The 18,502-nt window shown below is 44.6% G+C and carries 10 protein-coding genes; all 10 read right to left on the bottom strand.

What is annotated here, in order from left to right:
• Nucleotides 1-162 precede the first annotated feature (162 nt).
• Nucleotides 163-4,152, bottom strand: a complete 3,990-nt coding sequence (locus ABIA61_RS12660; RefSeq protein ID WP_404580812.1) for a DNRLRE domain-containing protein — start codon at nt 4,150-4,152, stop codon at nt 163-165.
• 36 nt (nt 4,153-4,188) lie between these two features.
• A complete protein-coding gene (locus tag ABIA61_RS12655) occupies nt 4,189-6,963 on the bottom strand; it encodes a filamentous hemagglutinin (RefSeq protein ID WP_404580811.1) in 2,775 nt (924 codons plus the stop codon).
• The gene (locus ABIA61_RS12650; RefSeq protein WP_283655139.1) at nt 6,948-7,565 is read right to left on the bottom strand and encodes a hypothetical protein; all 618 of its coding nucleotides are present in this window, start codon (nt 7,563-7,565) and stop codon (nt 6,948-6,950) included. The genes ABIA61_RS12655 and ABIA61_RS12650 overlap by 16 nt, the downstream gene beginning before the upstream one ends.
• 36 nt (nt 7,566-7,601) lie before the next feature.
• Nucleotides 7,602-8,096: a hypothetical protein gene (locus ABIA61_RS12645; protein WP_025682889.1), complete on the bottom strand. Its 495-nt coding sequence runs from the start codon at nt 8,094-8,096 to the stop codon at nt 7,602-7,604.
• 265 nt (nt 8,097-8,361) lie between these two features.
• Nucleotides 8,362-9,582 carry a hypothetical protein gene (locus tag ABIA61_RS12640; protein WP_283655138.1) on the bottom strand — a complete coding sequence of 407 codons (1,221 nt, stop codon included), beginning with the start codon at nt 9,580-9,582 and terminating at the stop codon, nt 8,362-8,364.
• A gap of 143 nt (nt 9,583-9,725) precedes the next feature.
• Nucleotides 9,726-10,559, bottom strand: coding sequence for a hypothetical protein (locus tag ABIA61_RS12635; protein ID WP_404580810.1), 834 nt, complete (start codon nt 10,557-10,559; stop codon nt 9,726-9,728).
• A 14-nt stretch (nt 10,560-10,573) separates the two neighbouring features.
• Nucleotides 10,574-11,659 carry a cell adhesion protein gene (locus ABIA61_RS12630; RefSeq protein ID WP_404580851.1) on the bottom strand — a complete coding sequence of 362 codons (1,086 nt, stop codon included), beginning with the start codon at nt 11,657-11,659 and terminating at the stop codon, nt 10,574-10,576.
• A 14-nt stretch (nt 11,660-11,673) separates the two neighbouring features.
• A complete protein-coding gene (locus ABIA61_RS12625; RefSeq protein WP_404580809.1) occupies nt 11,674-15,126 on the bottom strand; it encodes a hypothetical protein in 3,453 nt (1,150 codons plus the stop codon).
• Nucleotides 15,127-15,156: 30 nt separating this feature from the next.
• Complete coding sequence (locus ABIA61_RS12620) at nt 15,157-16,992, bottom strand: hypothetical protein (RefSeq protein ID WP_404580808.1); 1,836 nt, start codon at nt 16,990-16,992, stop codon at nt 15,157-15,159.
• Nucleotides 16,993-17,029: 37 nt separating this feature from the next.
• Nucleotides 17,030-18,454: a hypothetical protein gene (locus ABIA61_RS12615; protein ID WP_404519920.1), complete on the bottom strand. Its 1,425-nt coding sequence runs from the start codon at nt 18,452-18,454 to the stop codon at nt 17,030-17,032.
• Nucleotides 18,455-18,502 lie beyond the last annotated feature (48 nt).

Here is an 18,502-nt window from a genome sequence, read left to right as displayed (position 1 = left end):
ATGACTCCTGAAATGGCTGTACCGATGACTCCAATAACCGCGGTTATTACATTTATATCCAGCCCATATCACCTGCCTTTTGTCTATTTTCTTCCCCGACAGGTTCAATATAAGTAAAAATCAGTAAAACTTAACCCCTGCTACGAATAGCAGGGGTTAAGTTTACATGATAAAGCAGTATCCGTATTCTGTAGCCACATCTATACTGGAAGCCATATCATCATACACCTGAACCTGTATAGCCCCAGGTAGTAATGCTTTCTGCCACACGGAAATATGGCCTTTTAATATAGATCTTTTCCAAATGTCCATGGAACCATGAAGATCATTTTGTCGATACTGTCTGACCACCACTGAGCCAGTGACAATGGATTTCTCCCACACACTCATATCACTTTGTAAGCTTATTTGTGCTGTCCTTCTCACTGTTAGATAGCCTGTGATGTGACTATGTTCCCGAATCTCCAAATCTGATGGAAGCTCTGTTTGCTCTGAATGTCGAACGGTAACGCGACCATATTTATCATACGCTGCGTCCCGCCTAATCCCCACTTCAGCATTCAGATCATGGTGTTCCATAACACGAACCGATAGTTCGGTATCCCAATCCTGCTGATCGGAAAGACGCACCGAGATTCGAGACCATCTATCAGATTCACGGCTTTTCCGTGCACTGATCTTGCCTTTAAGTTCAGATTTCTCCCAAGTTTTTACGTAAAGCTCACTCGAGATAGAGTCCAAATGACTACGTCTGATTCGCAGATGAGAAGACTGATCCGTATGGCTGTCCACTCGAACCTTTATGTTAGAGCCTAGATTACCGGATCTTACTCCTACTGCAATTTCCAGATCAGAAATGAGCTTAACTCGCACTGTAATTCGTGACTGCATATCCATTCTTATATGGTACGGAATGGATATGGAGGCCCATAAATTTCCTGAAAGTACAGTGAGACTTGAAGGCACATCTTTTTTCGGCCAGATCGCTATACTTGATCTCAAAGAAGTATAATGCGGTATTGTGACCGTTGAAGATAGCCCGGATTGCGCTCTTGTTCTTACAGACAAATCGGATATGAGCAGGTTACCAAACACAATTTGGAGCCTGCCGTAAAAATCAGGATTGTGGATATTCATATCCGCAGGCATATCTTGCCTATAAAGTATATGCCCCTCCACCATCAGATCCGCTTCACGAGATCTACGGACTGAAATAGAGCTTTTCTTTACCGCTCCCTGAAAGACGGTTATGCTCCCTAATATATTAGGGATACTCAGTTCCATATTAGAAGAGATATCCTGATGCTCTGTCCTTCTTACACGGATCGACCCAAGCGTTTCCTTTCGATTGACAAGAATCGTTGCCGGAAGTTCGGGAAACGGAGCTGCCCAGCGGGCAACGCTCAGTTCGGAAGCAAGGTTCTCCCTGTAAAAGACATACATACTCGAAGGTACTATTTTCCTATTCACCCACAGGGTGCTGTCCATTGAATTCTCACGTGCAACAGCAATAACAAGCTGAGCTTTCAAAGAATGATTATCCTTGCGCCGTACGGACACCTTACCGTTTAAGTTAGGTACCGTCACTGTGATATCGGCCAGGACCTCCCTTTGGTTATGGACAAACAAGCTTCCCTTCAAAACCGTTGCTCCATGGGACTGTTTGATGCGAAACGAAGCTGGAAGATGAGACACCTTACTTACACGAGAGGTAAGGCCACCTTCTATACTGTTCCTGCCCAAACTATAGATACGAGTATCATAGTAGGTAATATCCAATATAGGACGGTACGATTTTTGCTCCTTGGTAAAAAAACGGATACTTCCATTTTCAAATTCATCCAGAGCTTTAAAGATATATCCAAAATTCGGCCTTTTTCCTTCATACCATGCACGAATGGAATCAGTCACATCAAAAGAAATGTACCCTGAATCTCCACCTACATCTTGAACGATGTTTATACCGTCATAGGTTGAATTAGGACTGCTAAAGCCAAACGGAAACGGTTGGTTTTGCCAGGTAACTCCATATTCTGTCCATTCCCTGGATGCTTCAATGAGCTGTATCCCCTTCAGGGGTACGTTGCGACCATCGAAATACACTTTGAGCTCGGCAGATTTAATCGTTGTATTTTTCTTGGGAATAGAAGCTGTATCCAAATCAAAGCCAACATAAGATCTGTATCTTTCCTGAGCCGAGGCAGAATATCCGACATACATTTGTTCCTCAACACCATAGTTTAATCTGGGCTGAGACTCACGAACAAAAGCATCTTTATTAGAATACATAATCGTCGTGTACGTTGGGGGCTCGATAACATCATATCTGCCTTTCATCCATGTATAGGGTGCAACTCCTATGGATGAAGCCATATTCGAAACTTCCCGAACCGTCATTGCAGACGGAAGATCATCATAACTCCGAGAAGTTATCCCGTATCTGCCGGTAGACTGGGTAAAGGATGCAATAGACAAGAATGAAGGTAGATTCTCCGTCTTCTTAATTTCCAGACTAGCATATATATCTATAACATGACTTTTACGAATATGGTAATGCCCCATTAATCGGGTATGGGTACCTACCAGAATGCTACTGTGTAGTTCAGATATACTTGGTACCGTCAGGAAGGAGGTTAAGTCTTCGGCTCCAAGAGACTCTATACCATATTTCACGCCCAGGTGAGTATGGGCTCGTACAGACAATAATGAATATATTTGATGAATAGACTTAATTTGCAGGCTGGAGCTGAGATTAGCAGGCTCAATTCCCCGTACCTGATATCTTCCGTTGCTGTTTACCTGAGTGTTTACCTTTAAGCTACTGACGATATCATTAGGCTCTTTGACCTCTATTACAGCTTTGAGGTTTTGCTCCTGAACAGCATGAATATCGTATTTGGCGGCTAAGGTAGTACTTGCTTGAACCGATATACGGGAAGGTAATCCCTGTTGCACAACATTCAGGCTGGAAAGCAAATCATTTGGCATGAGCCGCTTCACATCGTATGTGCCTACTGCTATAGCTGATGAGCTAACACTCAGCACAGCAGTGAGATGATCGGATACCTTAACTGCCAACCTACCTTGGACATCACTATTATCCGCAGGCAGGATACTATATCGAGCCTTTACAGCCGTTTTCCCTGACGCACTAACACCCAGTACGGCTGCAAGATTATCCGCTACTTTAACTTCAATAGTACTCTGTACATCATCATGATCCGCAGGGCGGGTCGCATAGTGCGCTTTTACAGAAACATGAGTATTAATATGCATATTGCTCACTATATGACTAGGCTTTTTAACGGTTATATGTGAAGACATGTCAGCCATGTCGGTAGGAATAATGGTCTGCTTTCCTTGAACTCCTCCGCTAATTCCCACTTGCAAAGATGCTGTGAGATTCTGCCTTTCTGGTACTCTCGTATAAATCTGCATGTCAGAATGACCTATCCCCAAAAGGTAACCAGCCATATAGTTTGCAACGATTACATCCATCGTTAACGCAACATTGTACATCCGTACAACAGGAATATATCCACGAAACCATTGGCTATCCTCTGTACTGTGCCTGCCAATAAAAAGTCCATCTGGCTGCTTGATATGTTCAGTGACTTCAGCTTGCACATTTCCTTGAGGAGCCCCATTCAGAAAGGTAGATAGATTGCCTGTAATTTCGTCATATGCGCCAACAATATGATACCATTTGTTTCTGGGTAATTCCCCTAAGTTGGCATATGCTTTTCTTGTACGGGTCGCAACCTGAAGCTCCAATTCCCCCACAGGGTTAAACATGACCAAAATGCCCTGGGTATCGTTCAACCGTCCCCCGGAAGACAAAACAACGTTGCCCCCGATATAATATATCCACACTTCAAAGGTAACACTGGCGACAGGCTTAGAGGTATCCGCGCCTGTACATTGGACATAATGGCTCGTCCCGTTAAAAAACAGGGCATAGGGATCGACGGGGGTGTTTCTGCCTCCCCAACCATCATCTTTCGTAAAATGGAAGCCATTCAGTATGCCGTGATTTCCTTTACCACTCAAATCATGCCATTGCGAAGTGGGTTTTGAGTTGGAGCCAACCTCCAAACCTTGATCGGCAAGGGAAGCGTGAAGGGAAAGGATTAATCCTCTCTTACTAAACATCAACATCACGCCCTATTCCATTGTATTGGAACATCATTACATGGGGCTTGCTTTCGCCCTTAGATCAAACGTTCCGCCCGTCTTCACTGCAATATCCGACTTGATTCGGACATAGAACTTTTCCGCGCCGCCCTTGGCCAAGGTGCCATTAAAGGCTAATTCCTGAGCAGGTAAAAACGGAGTATCCGACATGCTTAAATCAATTTCCATCCCTTTGGCTACCGTCGTGCTGTCCACCCATGCTTTGAGCTGATTTACCGGGAAATCAGCATTATTCTGCAACCATACTGGTTTTGGAGAAGAGGTTTGGCTTGCGACTAATGTACCAAACTCCAGGTAACGCAGCCGCTCTCCTGCATTATCCGTATAGTATTTACCAAATTCATTACGGAAGCCGAGCAACGGTAGATCAAGAGGTAGGAGCTTTCTTAATGCAGGATAACCGTCATTATATTTAGGATCCATAATCCATATATCATCAAAATTCCAGGCCGTATTGGAGTAGGTTCCCCTGTACTTCATTTCACGGGTGGTTAGGCCTGATCCCCCTGTACCGGAAGTAGTCTTATACAATTCCTTATCAAAGTAATTATGTGAAAAGGCTCCGCTTCCTGTGTAAATAAATCCATTCAATCCGGAGGAAGCAAATGCCTTGCCTAACGCGAGGCACCGTCTTATAGTGAGGGTAACCGTATTTCCACCAAATCCACCCACCGTTTTTCCATTTAAATTCGCAACTGTGCAGCAATCCTCCACTACAGAGGAACCAGCACCATAACCTAAAAATCCCCCCAAGTAATCCCCTGTACTCTCGCCTTTACCAGAAGCATAGCATCTGCGTATGATTCCATTACCAGTGAGATAGCCTGCGAACACTCCAGTGTAGCTTACTCCTACAACAGTTACATTTACACTACAGTCCTCTACGATTCCATCCGTAGTTATTTGTCCTACCAAACCGGCTCCATGACTTCCTGTACTTGTAACTTTGCAATATGAAAATGTATCGACATGGCAATTGCTAATGGTAGATTTGGAAACCTGGCCTGCTAATGCTGACGTATAACTGCTGCCTGTAATATTACAATCAATGATATCCAGATTCTTGATCCACCCGCCCATCATATAGCCAAACAGACTTAAAAATGAATCATTGGGACGATAGATGAATAAGTTAGCAACACAGCGCCCTCCACCATCAACATATCCTTTGAAATACGATTCTTTACCCACAAGATTAAAACCAATGGGGTAAAATCCGTCCTCCGCCTGGAATTGTGTCATTTTGATATCATCTTCAAATTTGAAATAAGATTCATTGCGGAACCAGCGCATTTGAGCAAGATCAAACTCGGTCAGAATCATGTAAGGATCCTCCTTTGTGCCCGTCCCACTTTGGTATCGAATGAACTGTCTATGTTCTGGATATCCTCCATTGTAATCCTGACTCATGTACCAATAATTTGCAAAATCCCAATTTTCAAATGTGGATGCAACCTTTAATTCCGACGAAGATTTACCAACACCTGCTGCACTGGTTGGAACTTCAGAGGTTTCTATATCCCAATAACAATTTGTAATTGCAGAAGTATTATTACTGCCTATAAAGCCCCCAATATTGCTTCTTTCCCGAGCTAATGTGATATCCTCAACCTTACCGGTAGAGTAACAATATGCAATTGAGAAACTGCCGCTGTAATAATTTACATTTCCAATGAACCCTCCTGCAATATTGCCTGCTGATCGAACGTTACACTTAAAATTATATAAATAATTAAGGATTGAGCTGCCTACGTAATTCTGATTGGTTTGACTTAGATAACCTATTAATCCACCAACAATTCCACTCTGACCTTCTACTACACCTGAAATAACATTACAATTATATACTGAAGTATTGAATGCATAACCTATTAAAGCACCTGTATATAACTTTTTATTCGTTATGTTAGGATTGATTAACCGTAAATTACGAATTGTTGCCGATCGAGTATATCCAAATAAACCAACAAAATCCCTATCCTGATTCATGTACAAGCTTTTTATAGAGTAACCATTACCATCATACACACCTGTAAATAAAGAAGTACCAGAACTTATCGGTGTAAACCCCTCTCCGGTCTGAAAGCTCCCCATGACAATATCCCTATCCTGCATATACCAGGCCCCAGGCTTCTTCCGTACATCATCCAAATCCTGTTCGGTAGAAACAATATAAGGATCTGCCTGCGTTCCACCACCACCAGAGAAGTGATCCACATAAATATAGGTCTGACCCTCTATCTTTTCATAATAGGGTCTTACGCCGTCCGTCTCTTCCTTCGTCTTCACATAGGTCAGCTCGGCAACACCGTCTTCATCCGCATCACTGACTACGTATACATCCGAATAATCATCATAGGGTAAAATAATCGTTCCGCTAAGGTTGGAGGCTCCATGCACATAAGCGAATTCACGGCCAAACGGAATCTGTCCACGGGTTTCCGCATCCAATACATGCTGCACCCGATCTCTGCCTACGATGTCAATTCCCGTCGGATCGACGGTATCCAAAATAATCGTGGAAGCTATTTTATTCTCGTAAAAGGAATCAGCCAATTGCTTATATTCCTGATAAATCTGCTCTTCATCAGGTGTTAATGTATCATTGACATCCAGCTTTTTTTCCTGCAGCTCTTCAAATTCTTCTTTAATACTTTCCCAACCATTTGGAGTGAGAACTTCTACAGGATATGGGTATATACTGAATACTGACTTTTTATTGATGTTATCCACTTCAATCGTATAATTACGAATTACTGAACCAGCCAATTCAATTCACCTCCGATATCGGGTTTTAATGGAGCACTAAATTCCTGAGTAACCAAGCCGTTTACCTTGACCTGTAATTTACCATTCAGTTCCGTATTGGATACTAGTCTCAATGCCATATGAACGGGTGCGTTGAATGGAATCTTACAGATCGCTTTGACATGAAATTCAACATGGTCAAACAGAAGTGCCGCCTTATATCCAAAATTAAATTGGGTAATCGTACTACTCATTACACCTTTTTCTCCAGCCGCAGCAGGGCTATAATTGGGTAATCCAGATGCCTCCGCATCCTTATATGAAATAATGTCTCTGTAGGATTGAAACACGTTACCCGTCAGGTTATAGTCTTTGTCCGGCGTTGAATATACCAGCTCCACCATCCTGCCAGCCAATTTGAAAATACCGTCACTTTCAAAGAAAAAAGTTTGACCGTGCCCAACCATACCAAAGCGAATCAATTTATCTCTTTGAATGGCGTAAAAGCTGTTTTCTGCCTGAGTGACAAAATCATACTCAGAAAGGTGAGTACCGTCTGTGTACTCACCCAGCCAAATAAAATCCTGTGACACAGGAGAATATCCGTTACATTGTGCAAACATAGATATTCTTCCTCCCATTGTATTGGATATCAGTTGTTAGACGTATTGATAGGCCACACGTGTCAAAAAGTTAACGTTTCCTGCCGTAGCTGTAGCTGGAACGCTTGCTTGTAGTGTCACTTGTGTGTAATTGCCTTTGGAGTTCCCTACGGAGCCATCGTTGATAACGCCCAGAATTTCCTTGTTTCCCGGCGAAAAGGTTCCCTTGGAATTGACCGTATTCCCGCCCGCCTGAATGACCTTCGTCGCTGTCCCGCCAATAGAAGTAAAGCTGGATTCTGCCATACTATCCACACGTACCTGAATCCATGTATTCAGTACCAGCTCCCCACTATCCCCACCTGAGCTATCCTTGGTCGTAATGGTACAATTGGTCATCGTAGAGAAGTCAGTGTTTACATTTCCCCGGTTGTTCCAAATAAGTACACCCAGGGATGGAGAAGAAGATCCTGCGTCTATCGTCCCGATCTCCCATTTTGACAATGTTGTTACGTTGTCTGTTTTAAGCCATGATACTGCTGGTGCTGGCATGTTTTTTCCTCCTTCATTTTAGAAAAGATAGAATAAAATAAAACCTTTCGCCACGTTCCTCATGGCATACTCAATATAAGTAACTTGAATCGAAAACTAACATTCTGCGGAGATAAAGCATACAAAATTCTTTAGAGGTAGTAGACATAAATACACCCCTTAGCTGCTACGAATGAGCATACACTCGTTCAACGCTTCTAAGGGGTGCTGCTATAGCTCAAGCTGATGGATATAGAGTTAAAATAGGATTAAGCCTGCTTATTGCTTATTCAGCCTTTTTATACTGAATGAACAAAACATCTGGTACATCTTCGACAACCTTCAACGTATCCGGCGTAAAGTTAAAGCCTGTAATCAATCCGCTGACATCCTTGATATAGGTAAAGTTAATACCTGGTGTTTGGAGCTGCCCGTTGATGGCCAGATGTACCGTTTTGTCTTTGGCTTTTCCCTTTTTTAGAGTGTATTCCGTCTCGCCCCCAACTGCTTCAAATACCTCTTCTTCATCCGCAGCTTCGATAGTGCCCACTTTCACACTTAATGCTTTGAACGCGGCATCTGCCGCCTTCTCCAAATCAAGAATACGACCTTCCGCATTACCAAAAGCACCTGCTTTGAAGTAACCATTTGAAGAATCTGCATCCCGGTCATTAATTCCATTCATCAAATCCTCAGAAGATTTCAAGCGCTGCGCCAAATGGCTGAGAGCCAACTGTAAAGTCACTCCGCTATAGTTCGGATCTGTCGCAACCCCGATCAGTTGTGCGCCTGTAGCAGACGCCAACTGATCCCGAATCGCCTGATCCGCATCTTGGCGATCTTGTGCCTCCTGGCGAATCTGATCTTGAATAGAAACTACCAGATTCGAATTACCGTCATTGTCCAGCGTACCGGTCGAACCATACACATCCTTCATCAGCTGAATCAGGTTCATATAGGCTTTGGCATCGGTGGCCCCTTCCACGAATCCGCTACCGCCTTGAATGATCGCATCCGAAGGAATGACAGACAAATTCGTGCGAATCACGAAACGATAATCAATCTTGTTCGCTTTTGCATCAAATGTATAAGGCTGCTCTTTGCCCCCTTCTACACTATAAAATTTCAGAAGGTAGCTGCCTTTACTTTCTTCAAGACGACCGTATACCACGTCAGAATCGCTGTCTCCAATCGGGCTATCTGTACCAGCGGCGCGAAGCTGCACCTTCTCGGTCAGTACGACACCCTCCACCTTGGCTCCGGTCGAGACAGCTCTTGTACCGATATCGCCCGATACATCCAGTTGTGTGCTGCCAGCAACCGCTTTTTCATTAACCTGTACAAATACATCAATCTTGGTGTCTTCCAAAATTTCACGGTGATTATGAAACTGGAGGTCAATGTACTTCTCTGCAATCTTGTTCGCTTCGTCAAAATGTTGATTCCGCAACAGTTTGTTGTTCAACTGCTCACCACGAAATCTCGCAATACCTCTTGTTTCTGCCATAACATACCTCTCCTTGTCGGGATTTTGCAAAATCCTCTTTTATGTTTTGTTACGAATGCAATATAAGTTTGCTTGATGCCTTCTTATCCGATACTGTAGTAATATTTTGTTGTAAATCATTAATTTTTACTTTATTTTCTATCTTATATAGTAACAACAATTTCTAGTGTCAAGCCTCTTAAGCCTTCGCCTGCCACATGAGTGTAAATACGAAAATGATCATTTTTATGAATCAGAGGATCGGACAGAACATAGGGTAAGTTGCTCGTATTACTGGATTTCTCACCTGCATGAATGGTCAGGTTGCGGGTGAAAATATTAGTCCAGTTCGGCAACGTTTCATAGTCGAACTGTGAGCATTTTTCAATGGAAAACTCACTCTTACTTGTCCCGTACGCTCCACAAGAAGCATATATTTCTCTGATCTTACCTTCGAAGGGGAATCTCATTTCATATTTACAGGGACCCAGCGGAATCCGTTCCAGCACAAATACCATCGTTTTGACCTCTGCCCGCTCCTGAATATAATCCAGCCTGTCATCCAGACGATGAAACAGGACATCACGCTCCGTATATTTACGGGCCGATACAATTTCTTCCTCCAGCCTTTTGAACCTGAGATCATCAATACCGCTTCCGCCCCCTTGACGATACTCATCCTTCCAGGTGCGGATGTATATTTCATCATTAATCACGAGAGGAATGTGCTGCCCTGCCAATGGATGCTCCAGCGGGTATGTGCCCAAATCGAGACGAATCGTGTTTTCGTCCACTTCTTCATATCCACCCTGAACCAGCAAATGCTGCCCATTCAGATATACGTCCAGCATCTTTGTACCCAATATATAAGGATGTGTCAGACGGATGTACAAGTCTTTATGCTTGTCCAGGTAGGCCTGATCCACAATAATCTCCTGCTCGTTCCAATAGATTAGTTCATTTCCATATCTGCGCAACGTCATCTTCGTACCAGCCAAAATCCAACACCTCCTTATATATGAGTAATATCCAAAATAAAATGAAGCGGCTTGATGCCAAAGTGCTCATTTTTGCGCTCTATCTTCATCCAGAATTTCATCTTGCCGTCGGGGGGGAGAGTCCCCATAGGGAGTCGCTGCATATAATCCCCTTGCGGATGATCTGACCCATCATCATGGCTCAAGTCCGCCCATTCATAACCAAATTCCTCCAGATATTTCAGGATACCCATGGAGATCTGCTCGGACTTCTTATTTTTCGAGGGATTATATAGCTCCATCTGAACCTGAATGGTATTGTCATACATCGTGCCCAGGTAGGTTTCCCCGCTTAAACTAAGCTCTTTATCCTTCCACAGCACACGAAGATCGGTACCATACAGATACAGATCACCACCGTACATATCCATTTCGCCAAGGCTCGATAAAAGAACTCCATTTTCATCATAAACCCTCAGCATTCCGCTAAAGGGCATCGTCGGAAGCTCCAAATGTACCCCTGTCCACGTAGGCTCTACTTTAGAGGAGGCAATAGCATATCCGTCGGGATCGCATAAAAACACGGAATAGCCTTCTGGCAAATTTCCCATCGTTATTTTGTTGCTTTTACATAACACAAGCCTCTCTAAACCAAGTTTTTCATATTCATCACGTTGTGGATTTTTTAAGAGGACACCTATTTTTTCAGCCGACAGATCAGCCGAGTCAAATAGCTCCCACCCCAATCCGCGATCAGCATAAAAAATCCATCGATTGCCCTTCTTCTCTGCCCGCCATCGGCTATACTCCCGGGTTGTCGTATCCTTACTCTCCAGGAATTCCAGCCGATGGTAGCCATCCTGCCAGATGACAATCCCCCCTTCGTCACCATATGCAATAGGAACATAGTCAGCAGTAACTTCTAACAGCAGGGTAGGCTCATCCTTTGGTGCATCAAACAAAAGCATGGTTTCCGGTTCTGTGTGGGACATGATTAACTGCTGCAAGCCTGTATCCAGGGTACAAGCCGTTGTCGGAGATAATTGGTAGCGGGAATGGATTTCTCCACTTTGGAACGCATCATCAAAAATCAATCCACTCCATTTCTTGTAAATCCCCATGAGATTTCTATCACCTACCTTGTCTTCTTCCAGTTCCAGATGTTCCAAGAAGCGATCTTGCCCATAATCATCCATATTTTTCGTTTAGGCATGCCTGGTACCGATTGATTCGTAGCTTCGGATGGAGTCCCAATCACCGTCTTCAGGGTTTTATGCCGCTTGGCTGACTCTGGAGCTTCGATACGAACAGTAGCTGTTTTTTTCAAACGTGTACCCTCTTCTGCATCTGTAATCTGTGTTTTTATTACCTTTTTCTTTCTGCTAGCTTGTTGGTGTTCATCCTCAATATTTGTAGACATGACCTTCTTCTTACGAGTACCTTCAGATATAGCATGCAGGTCGGTTTCTTCTATTTTTAAAATAGGCTCTGCATCGGTATGAGCAGGCACCACTGCTTCCAACGTTTGTTCGTTGGCTTGGCCTTGTTCCAGCTCCTGAATATCCACCATTTTGCTGATATCTCCTAGCGTGGCTGTTTCAAGATCGTCTCTGACACTGGTGTAGGTCTGCTTCTCACCACTGGAGCCTTCCCCATGTACCCATATGGCTTCACGTACATTTTCAACATTGTTACCTTGTCCATGCACCTGCTCGATCACAGCCTCATTCGTTCTCATGATGCTGTTCGCCTGATCGATCTCATCTGTAATCGTCTCGCGAACCGATTCCATAGAGGCTGCTTGCTCTCCGTCAACGAGAACAGCATCGGAGACCTGATTATTCTCTTGGCTGTCTGCACAAGTGCCGCTAGTGATAACACCGGCTTGAATATCCGGATAGACAAAAGCGCGCTCCAATGAAGTCACATCAGCTTCCTTCATCTGTTCTAAGAGCTCGCCAGCTTTGACCTCATGCCGATCGGCTTCCACGCTCACAATGCTTACACGTTCCGACGGAACCAGCACGACTTTTTCCGCTTCCAAGCTCTCAATGCTTGTTCGCTCTGCTGGAACTAACGCCACTTTCTCCGCATCCAATTCCCCAATATACTGTGCACTTTCCAGTGGCCCTGACTCCGTTGCATCAAAGTTTCCAGCGCTCATGGCTGCCCTCTCCAAATGACTGTATTCACCATCCGTAAACGATTGGAGAACGCCCTGTTCCATGGAATCCGTGACACCTGTAGTGCTAGAGAAGGTTCTGCCTGTTTCCGTGTCCTGTATCATGACATTCGCACAATCCGAGCTAATAAGTGCCTTGCCCAATGCCTGGTATTCAGCTTCGGCAGACATGCGTCTTTCTGCATGTTCCATCGCATGATACGCACCTTCCTTAGAAGAGAAGGAGTTACCGGATTCGGAATTTGTAAGCTGTCCCTTTTCAGCAGAAGACTTGCTTCCTTGTTCAGCGTTCGTTTGTAACGTTCCTTCGGTATGCTCAATATTGGCTTGATCCGAACGAATCTGGATAGCTTCCAGCGAACCATCACCCAATGATGTTTCCAACTGATGAAAGACGCTATCTGTAATTAGATCTACCGAAGCCTGAGTTGTCCCTTCCTTCACAGCCTCTGCCACAATATTTTCAATGCCTGCTTCAATCAGCTCTATCGCTTGCTCACCATACATAATCCGGAGCATTCGAGCCATCTTGCTGATTTCAGGAGACTCTGCAATCATTTCTCTCAGAACATGAGCTGCAAGCAACTCTCCATGCTGCCCATCCAACTCCAAGCCATTAAAACGGGCAGAACCAAGATCGTCCAACTCTCCTTCTTCACTGACATATATCCGCTCTCCACGCTGAGAGTCGTCTAACGTCGCGTTATGCTCAAGGATACCCGAACTCAAATGTTCATTGTCGGCATCTGTGGAGGCATGAATATAAGCTGTACTGCTCCGCTCCACTGGCTGAGCTTTGGAGTCGTCGTATGGAGAAGCTGCTCTATACTGATTTAGACTGATAGGATAGACTTGTTCATTATCGTAGCTAGCCACGCTCGCAGGCTCGTTCAAACTGTCCCGGCCTGAGGAAGTGAAACCGCTTGTAACCATTTCTGTCTGCACACCTATCGTGCCATCAGATGATTCCATGCTTCCTGTCATCGAATGACCTTGAACCCCCTCCAGTGAACCGCCGTTCAAAGTCTCCTGCATTCGATGAATTACACTTTCAATCGAGCTTGGTGTGGCTGGTACGTCAACTTGCTGCAAGCCCTCTGGCAGACTACTTTCCATTCCCGCTTCAACCCATTCCATCGCTTGTTCGCCATATACAGAGCGGATCTCTTTAGCCAGCATGCCTTGAGACTCCGTAGCAACTTGAGGATAAATACGATTACCTGTGGCAGACTCTTGAATCATCATTGGCTTGTCATGACTCAACTCTGTTACGCCCATTCGTTCATGTTCAGCACCAGTGCCGGAACGCATCAATGCAGCAGTGCTATGTTCGTCGGTGGAATCCTTAAATTGGCGCTGATTGACAGACACCTGCCAATCTATGATGACATCCTCGCTTTTGTCGGACTTCGCCATACGAGCTTCCATGGGAGCATTATCATCCTTGGCTCTAGCCTCTGTCTCTCGCAAATCATCGGGAATAGTCCCGACTACCTGTTCAAGCTTCCCGGCTTTTGTTAAATCGTTGATTTCGTCCGAATCCAAAATCTGTTCCTTCACACTGGACTCTGATGTCTCAATCAGGGCATCCCGAATATCGGTTCGATAGCGCAACGCCTCACTTGCTGGCTGGAAGAGAGTTTCCATCGCAAGGCTTTCAGCCGCGTTTTGCTGTTCTACCACTACTTCTCGATCCTGAAATATCTGATGAATAACCGTCTGTTGTTCAACGTTGTCTCCCTGCTTCACCGTTTCTCCATGAATTGCAGATTCAGAAGAGGGAGATCCGTCACCCTGTCGATGCTCAGATCCAGAGCTTGCATCAAAAACTCCCTCATAAATAGAGAAAGCCTTCCCGGATTCATAAGCATCACTTGAAGCCTCTACCTGCTGCCTTATTTCAGAAACTGCGTCTTCTTCCTGCACCGCATTAAAAATAAAATCAGCCTGAATGGACTCCTGCCTATATCCCTGCTGTATAGAATCTGCATGTTCCATGGAATGGATCTTGCTACCCATTTTCCAACGCGCATCTGACGCTGTAGAACGTGATGGTTGCTGCACTTTCTGTCTGAGTTCTCCTCTAAAATGCCTGTGAATATCTGATAGGTAAGATACAATGGTCGAGTGAACGGCTTCCACGGTTTGACCCTCGAATTCACCAGCAATCGCTGCCTCTCTCCAATCTCTCCCGAATAAACTTGTAGCGGAATATGGAGCTTTGGATGCATTCTTTAACGTATCCTGCCTCAGCGTTCGGTACGTACTATTCACAGGAGCAGACAGATGGTAACGCGTATCCCGCTGTGTATCCAAGATCATGTCTGTACCAAATGCCAGTTCATAGCCCTTTTTAGAAAAAAGGGCGGTGATACTGATCAGGTAAGATTTTTTACCGTCCAGCATGTCACCGCCGACCTCCTTTAACCCTGTAGGTTAACTGTTCTTAACAAGCGTTTCCTTCAGAATACCCAAGCCGATCGGAGCGAATGGACTAATGGTAGCCAGCGTGAACGGGCTCACAGGTGTATCCGCCAAGGTATAACGGTAAATCTGTTTATACTCATAGGTGGCCAGAACCTCTTCATCCGCTTCCGGTCCTTTACCGTCCAGGAACGTGATTTGCTTGGTTTCCAGATCCAATGTGTAATCCGTACCGAATTTGGCCTCGACACAATTAACTTTGATCACCAGATTGAATGGTGTACCATCATCTTTTAATGAAGGCTGATGAGATAAATGGAATACCTTATTTTTCCCGTCACCTGTGCCCAGAATTTCATGATCTGTCGTTTCTACGACCTCCAGCTCGTCGAGCTGAGAGATATTTTTCGGATGAACAGCGTAGCACTCATCCAGCTTACCGACAAAACCGTCATTTGGATGAACCACATACATAGGAGAAATGTGGTATTTTCCGCTGTATACCGAAGGATTGAATCGGGACTCACCCGCATCCACCTGTTTATCATGTGTAATGAAGGCGAGATAATGCTGCTGATAATACGTTCCGCCAATAGACTGTTGAAGCTGTACGGAGCTGTTACCATTCGAGGTATTCAGTCCATAGTCTACGTATGTGGCACCCAGCTTCATATCCTTTTTCCATTTCACTTCGTCCTTTTCCCGGCATCCAGAGATCAGAACGTGATTTTTTCTTGGCGATTTGCCAAGTGTGGTCATTTTGCCAATGTAAAGTGGTGCAAAGTATGTGTTTTCAGGACCCGAGGTAGGATCGGGACGCAGAAACATAACAATACGGTCTTTGTTGAAGTTCCCCCAATAATAGATGCTGGAATCACGCTGCCAGCCGCGAGTATAATTATCCAGTGAAGTAAAAGACAACGCTGTAGGCAACGAAGGATAAATATAGTATATGCAGGAGTACACAGCGTCCATTAAGCTTGCTCCAGAATCCGGGTCAAAGTTCCGGGTAGTCACATCCCCGAAATTAATCATGTCTGTTCCCGTACCCGCCAGTACTCTGATATAAGAAGCGTGAAGCTCACTACCGGCGTCCGGCGCCTTCACTGTTGTTGGGATTTTAATCGTATTGGTATCGTAGTCAACTGTAAAATCGGTAGGAGAAACCTCTACCTGATTAATATACAACCGGACGCTTCCTGCCTTGATGGTCGTGTCAGCAGGTATTTTAAATTCTCGACGAGTTCCATCTCCGTCAGGAAGAAGGGATTCAGGGTCGCCTACCCTTACTCCGTTATTTACAGCTTCTACGATCTTTTCCGAGCGTACATCATCGAAGGTAAAGAAAAATAAACGTTTGGGCAGACTTGGAGCATTAGCAGCAGGTGCATAGGATACGGTAAATTGATCGCTTGCTAGTGCAGCTTTATTCAGCTTAAACACGCCACTGTAAGGTTCAAAGGTATATTCTGTCTTCTGAACGAATACGCCATTCTTATACAGCATCTCCGAGTCCGCCTCTACAGGACGTACGACGACCTGCAATTGCGTGTCACTACCTTGTACCCGCTGTGCTTCTCCAAGCATGGAGTTTTGTGAGATGAAGTCCATCTCCCCGGGCTGTTTGACCGTCCCACCGTAACCAAAAGCCATGCCGAAGTTACGTATCTGACCGTCACTGCCCGTGGACCTGAACAATCGGACGTCAGCAAATTTGGTCGCCGTATTTCTAGGGTTCCCGGTTACTGCCCGGTATTTAATAAACGTGTTCCAGCCATGAGCATTGAATTGTTTCTCTAATTCCTGCGGAAACAGTTGAAAAGTAGCATCTCCATCAAACCACGACACAATCAATCACCTCTAATATTAGATTAGCCAAGCTACACTACAGAGTAGTTGGTTTTATTTCATTTCCTTCATCATCTACGGTGTTCACATACAAGCCAATGCCCGCGGATCTGAATTGAGTACCTGGTTTTTTGGTCAATGGGGAAATTCCCTCTATCAAGAAGTAACGGTATACATCAAATTCATCTGGACAGTTGGCTCGCTTAACTCTTAATTTGTTGGCATTAAACGAAAAGGCAGCCAAAGAGATCGTATCTTTTAATGTACCGCGCACACCCTCCTCGGGATGAATAACGTATACTTTGGAAGTATGCACCTTCCCACTGTAACGAGAAGGATTGAAAGTGTATTTGTACAAAGGATTTTCAGCATTATTCCAGGCTCGCGGGTAATCCTTCTTGCCGTCAACAGAAGTTCTGGCTGGCGGCATGAGATTGGGTGGCGAATTCCAGGAAAGATAATGGGCTTGATATCTCGCACCCAGCTTGGCGCGATTAACCATGATATTATCCAGACCATTAGCCGGAAAGTTAGGATATGATTTTAATAAAGGCATAATATGAGGTTGTCGGGTAGTGGTATCGTCAAAATCATACGTAGCGACTCCATTCACCGTATCCCTGATCGGAACCGTTCCTGCAAATAAAGCATAAACGTTATCGCCTTCCTCGACCGGATCCAGCTTGCCAAAGTAGAGCGGAATGATCGGGACCAGATTGTTTTCTGGAGCCGGTACATTATCACACTGAATGGTAAAAAAGAAATTAGTATCTGAAAGAGTCCCCTTTACGGAAATTTCAGAATCACTCCACCAGTTTGTGTTTTGGACAGGATAATTAAAAGAGTTGTTGTAATAAGACTCCATCAGCTTGTAGCGCAGACCTGCTTGCATAATCGGAGACTGCATACGCGCGCCTTCTGCTTTAGTCACCGTAAACATAGGACCGCTAACCGTTGTTTTCCAGGCAGATTCCTCTACTTCGATATCTAGCGCTGCTCGAAGCTGTCCGGCTTCAGAATTATCATTCCAGGCCAGTACAACATCTGCACCGTCTGGTTTCAATCCTTTTAAATCCTCCAGCATGTACACATATAAAGTATGGGAAAGCCGGTATTTGCGGAATTCATTCGTTGCCCATTCCCCAAATTGCTTGTAGGAATCTTTATCCGGACGCTTCACATAATCAACCAGTCGAGGGTACCATGTTCCGGCGATGGCGATACCAAAGCTTTGATTATCCTTATTGGAATATATAAAATGTTCGGCAACCGTAATCCTGAAATTTTGATAATTCCTCACTGCATCTGAGGGATGGGTAATATTGGCGTCGAAAATGACCCTTTTATAATTGGCTGCAACTTTCCAGCCTGCGGTAGCCAGCAACTCTCCCAAACGGGGCTGTAAGTCCGCTTCCGTTACTTTTGGAGTAAATGCTGCTGCTGTCGTATCAATGAATGACATTTGTTTCTCCCCTTTCTTTGAATTACGATTGTGTTCTTTGCTACTTCA

Source organism: Paenibacillus sp. RC21, from assembly GCF_044907935.1.
Classification (GTDB): Bacteria; Bacillota; Bacilli; order Paenibacillales; family Paenibacillaceae; genus Paenibacillus; species Paenibacillus terrae_A.
The sequence above is the reverse complement of the archived record's forward strand: the minus strand, read 5'-3'. Positions and strand labels throughout refer to the sequence as shown.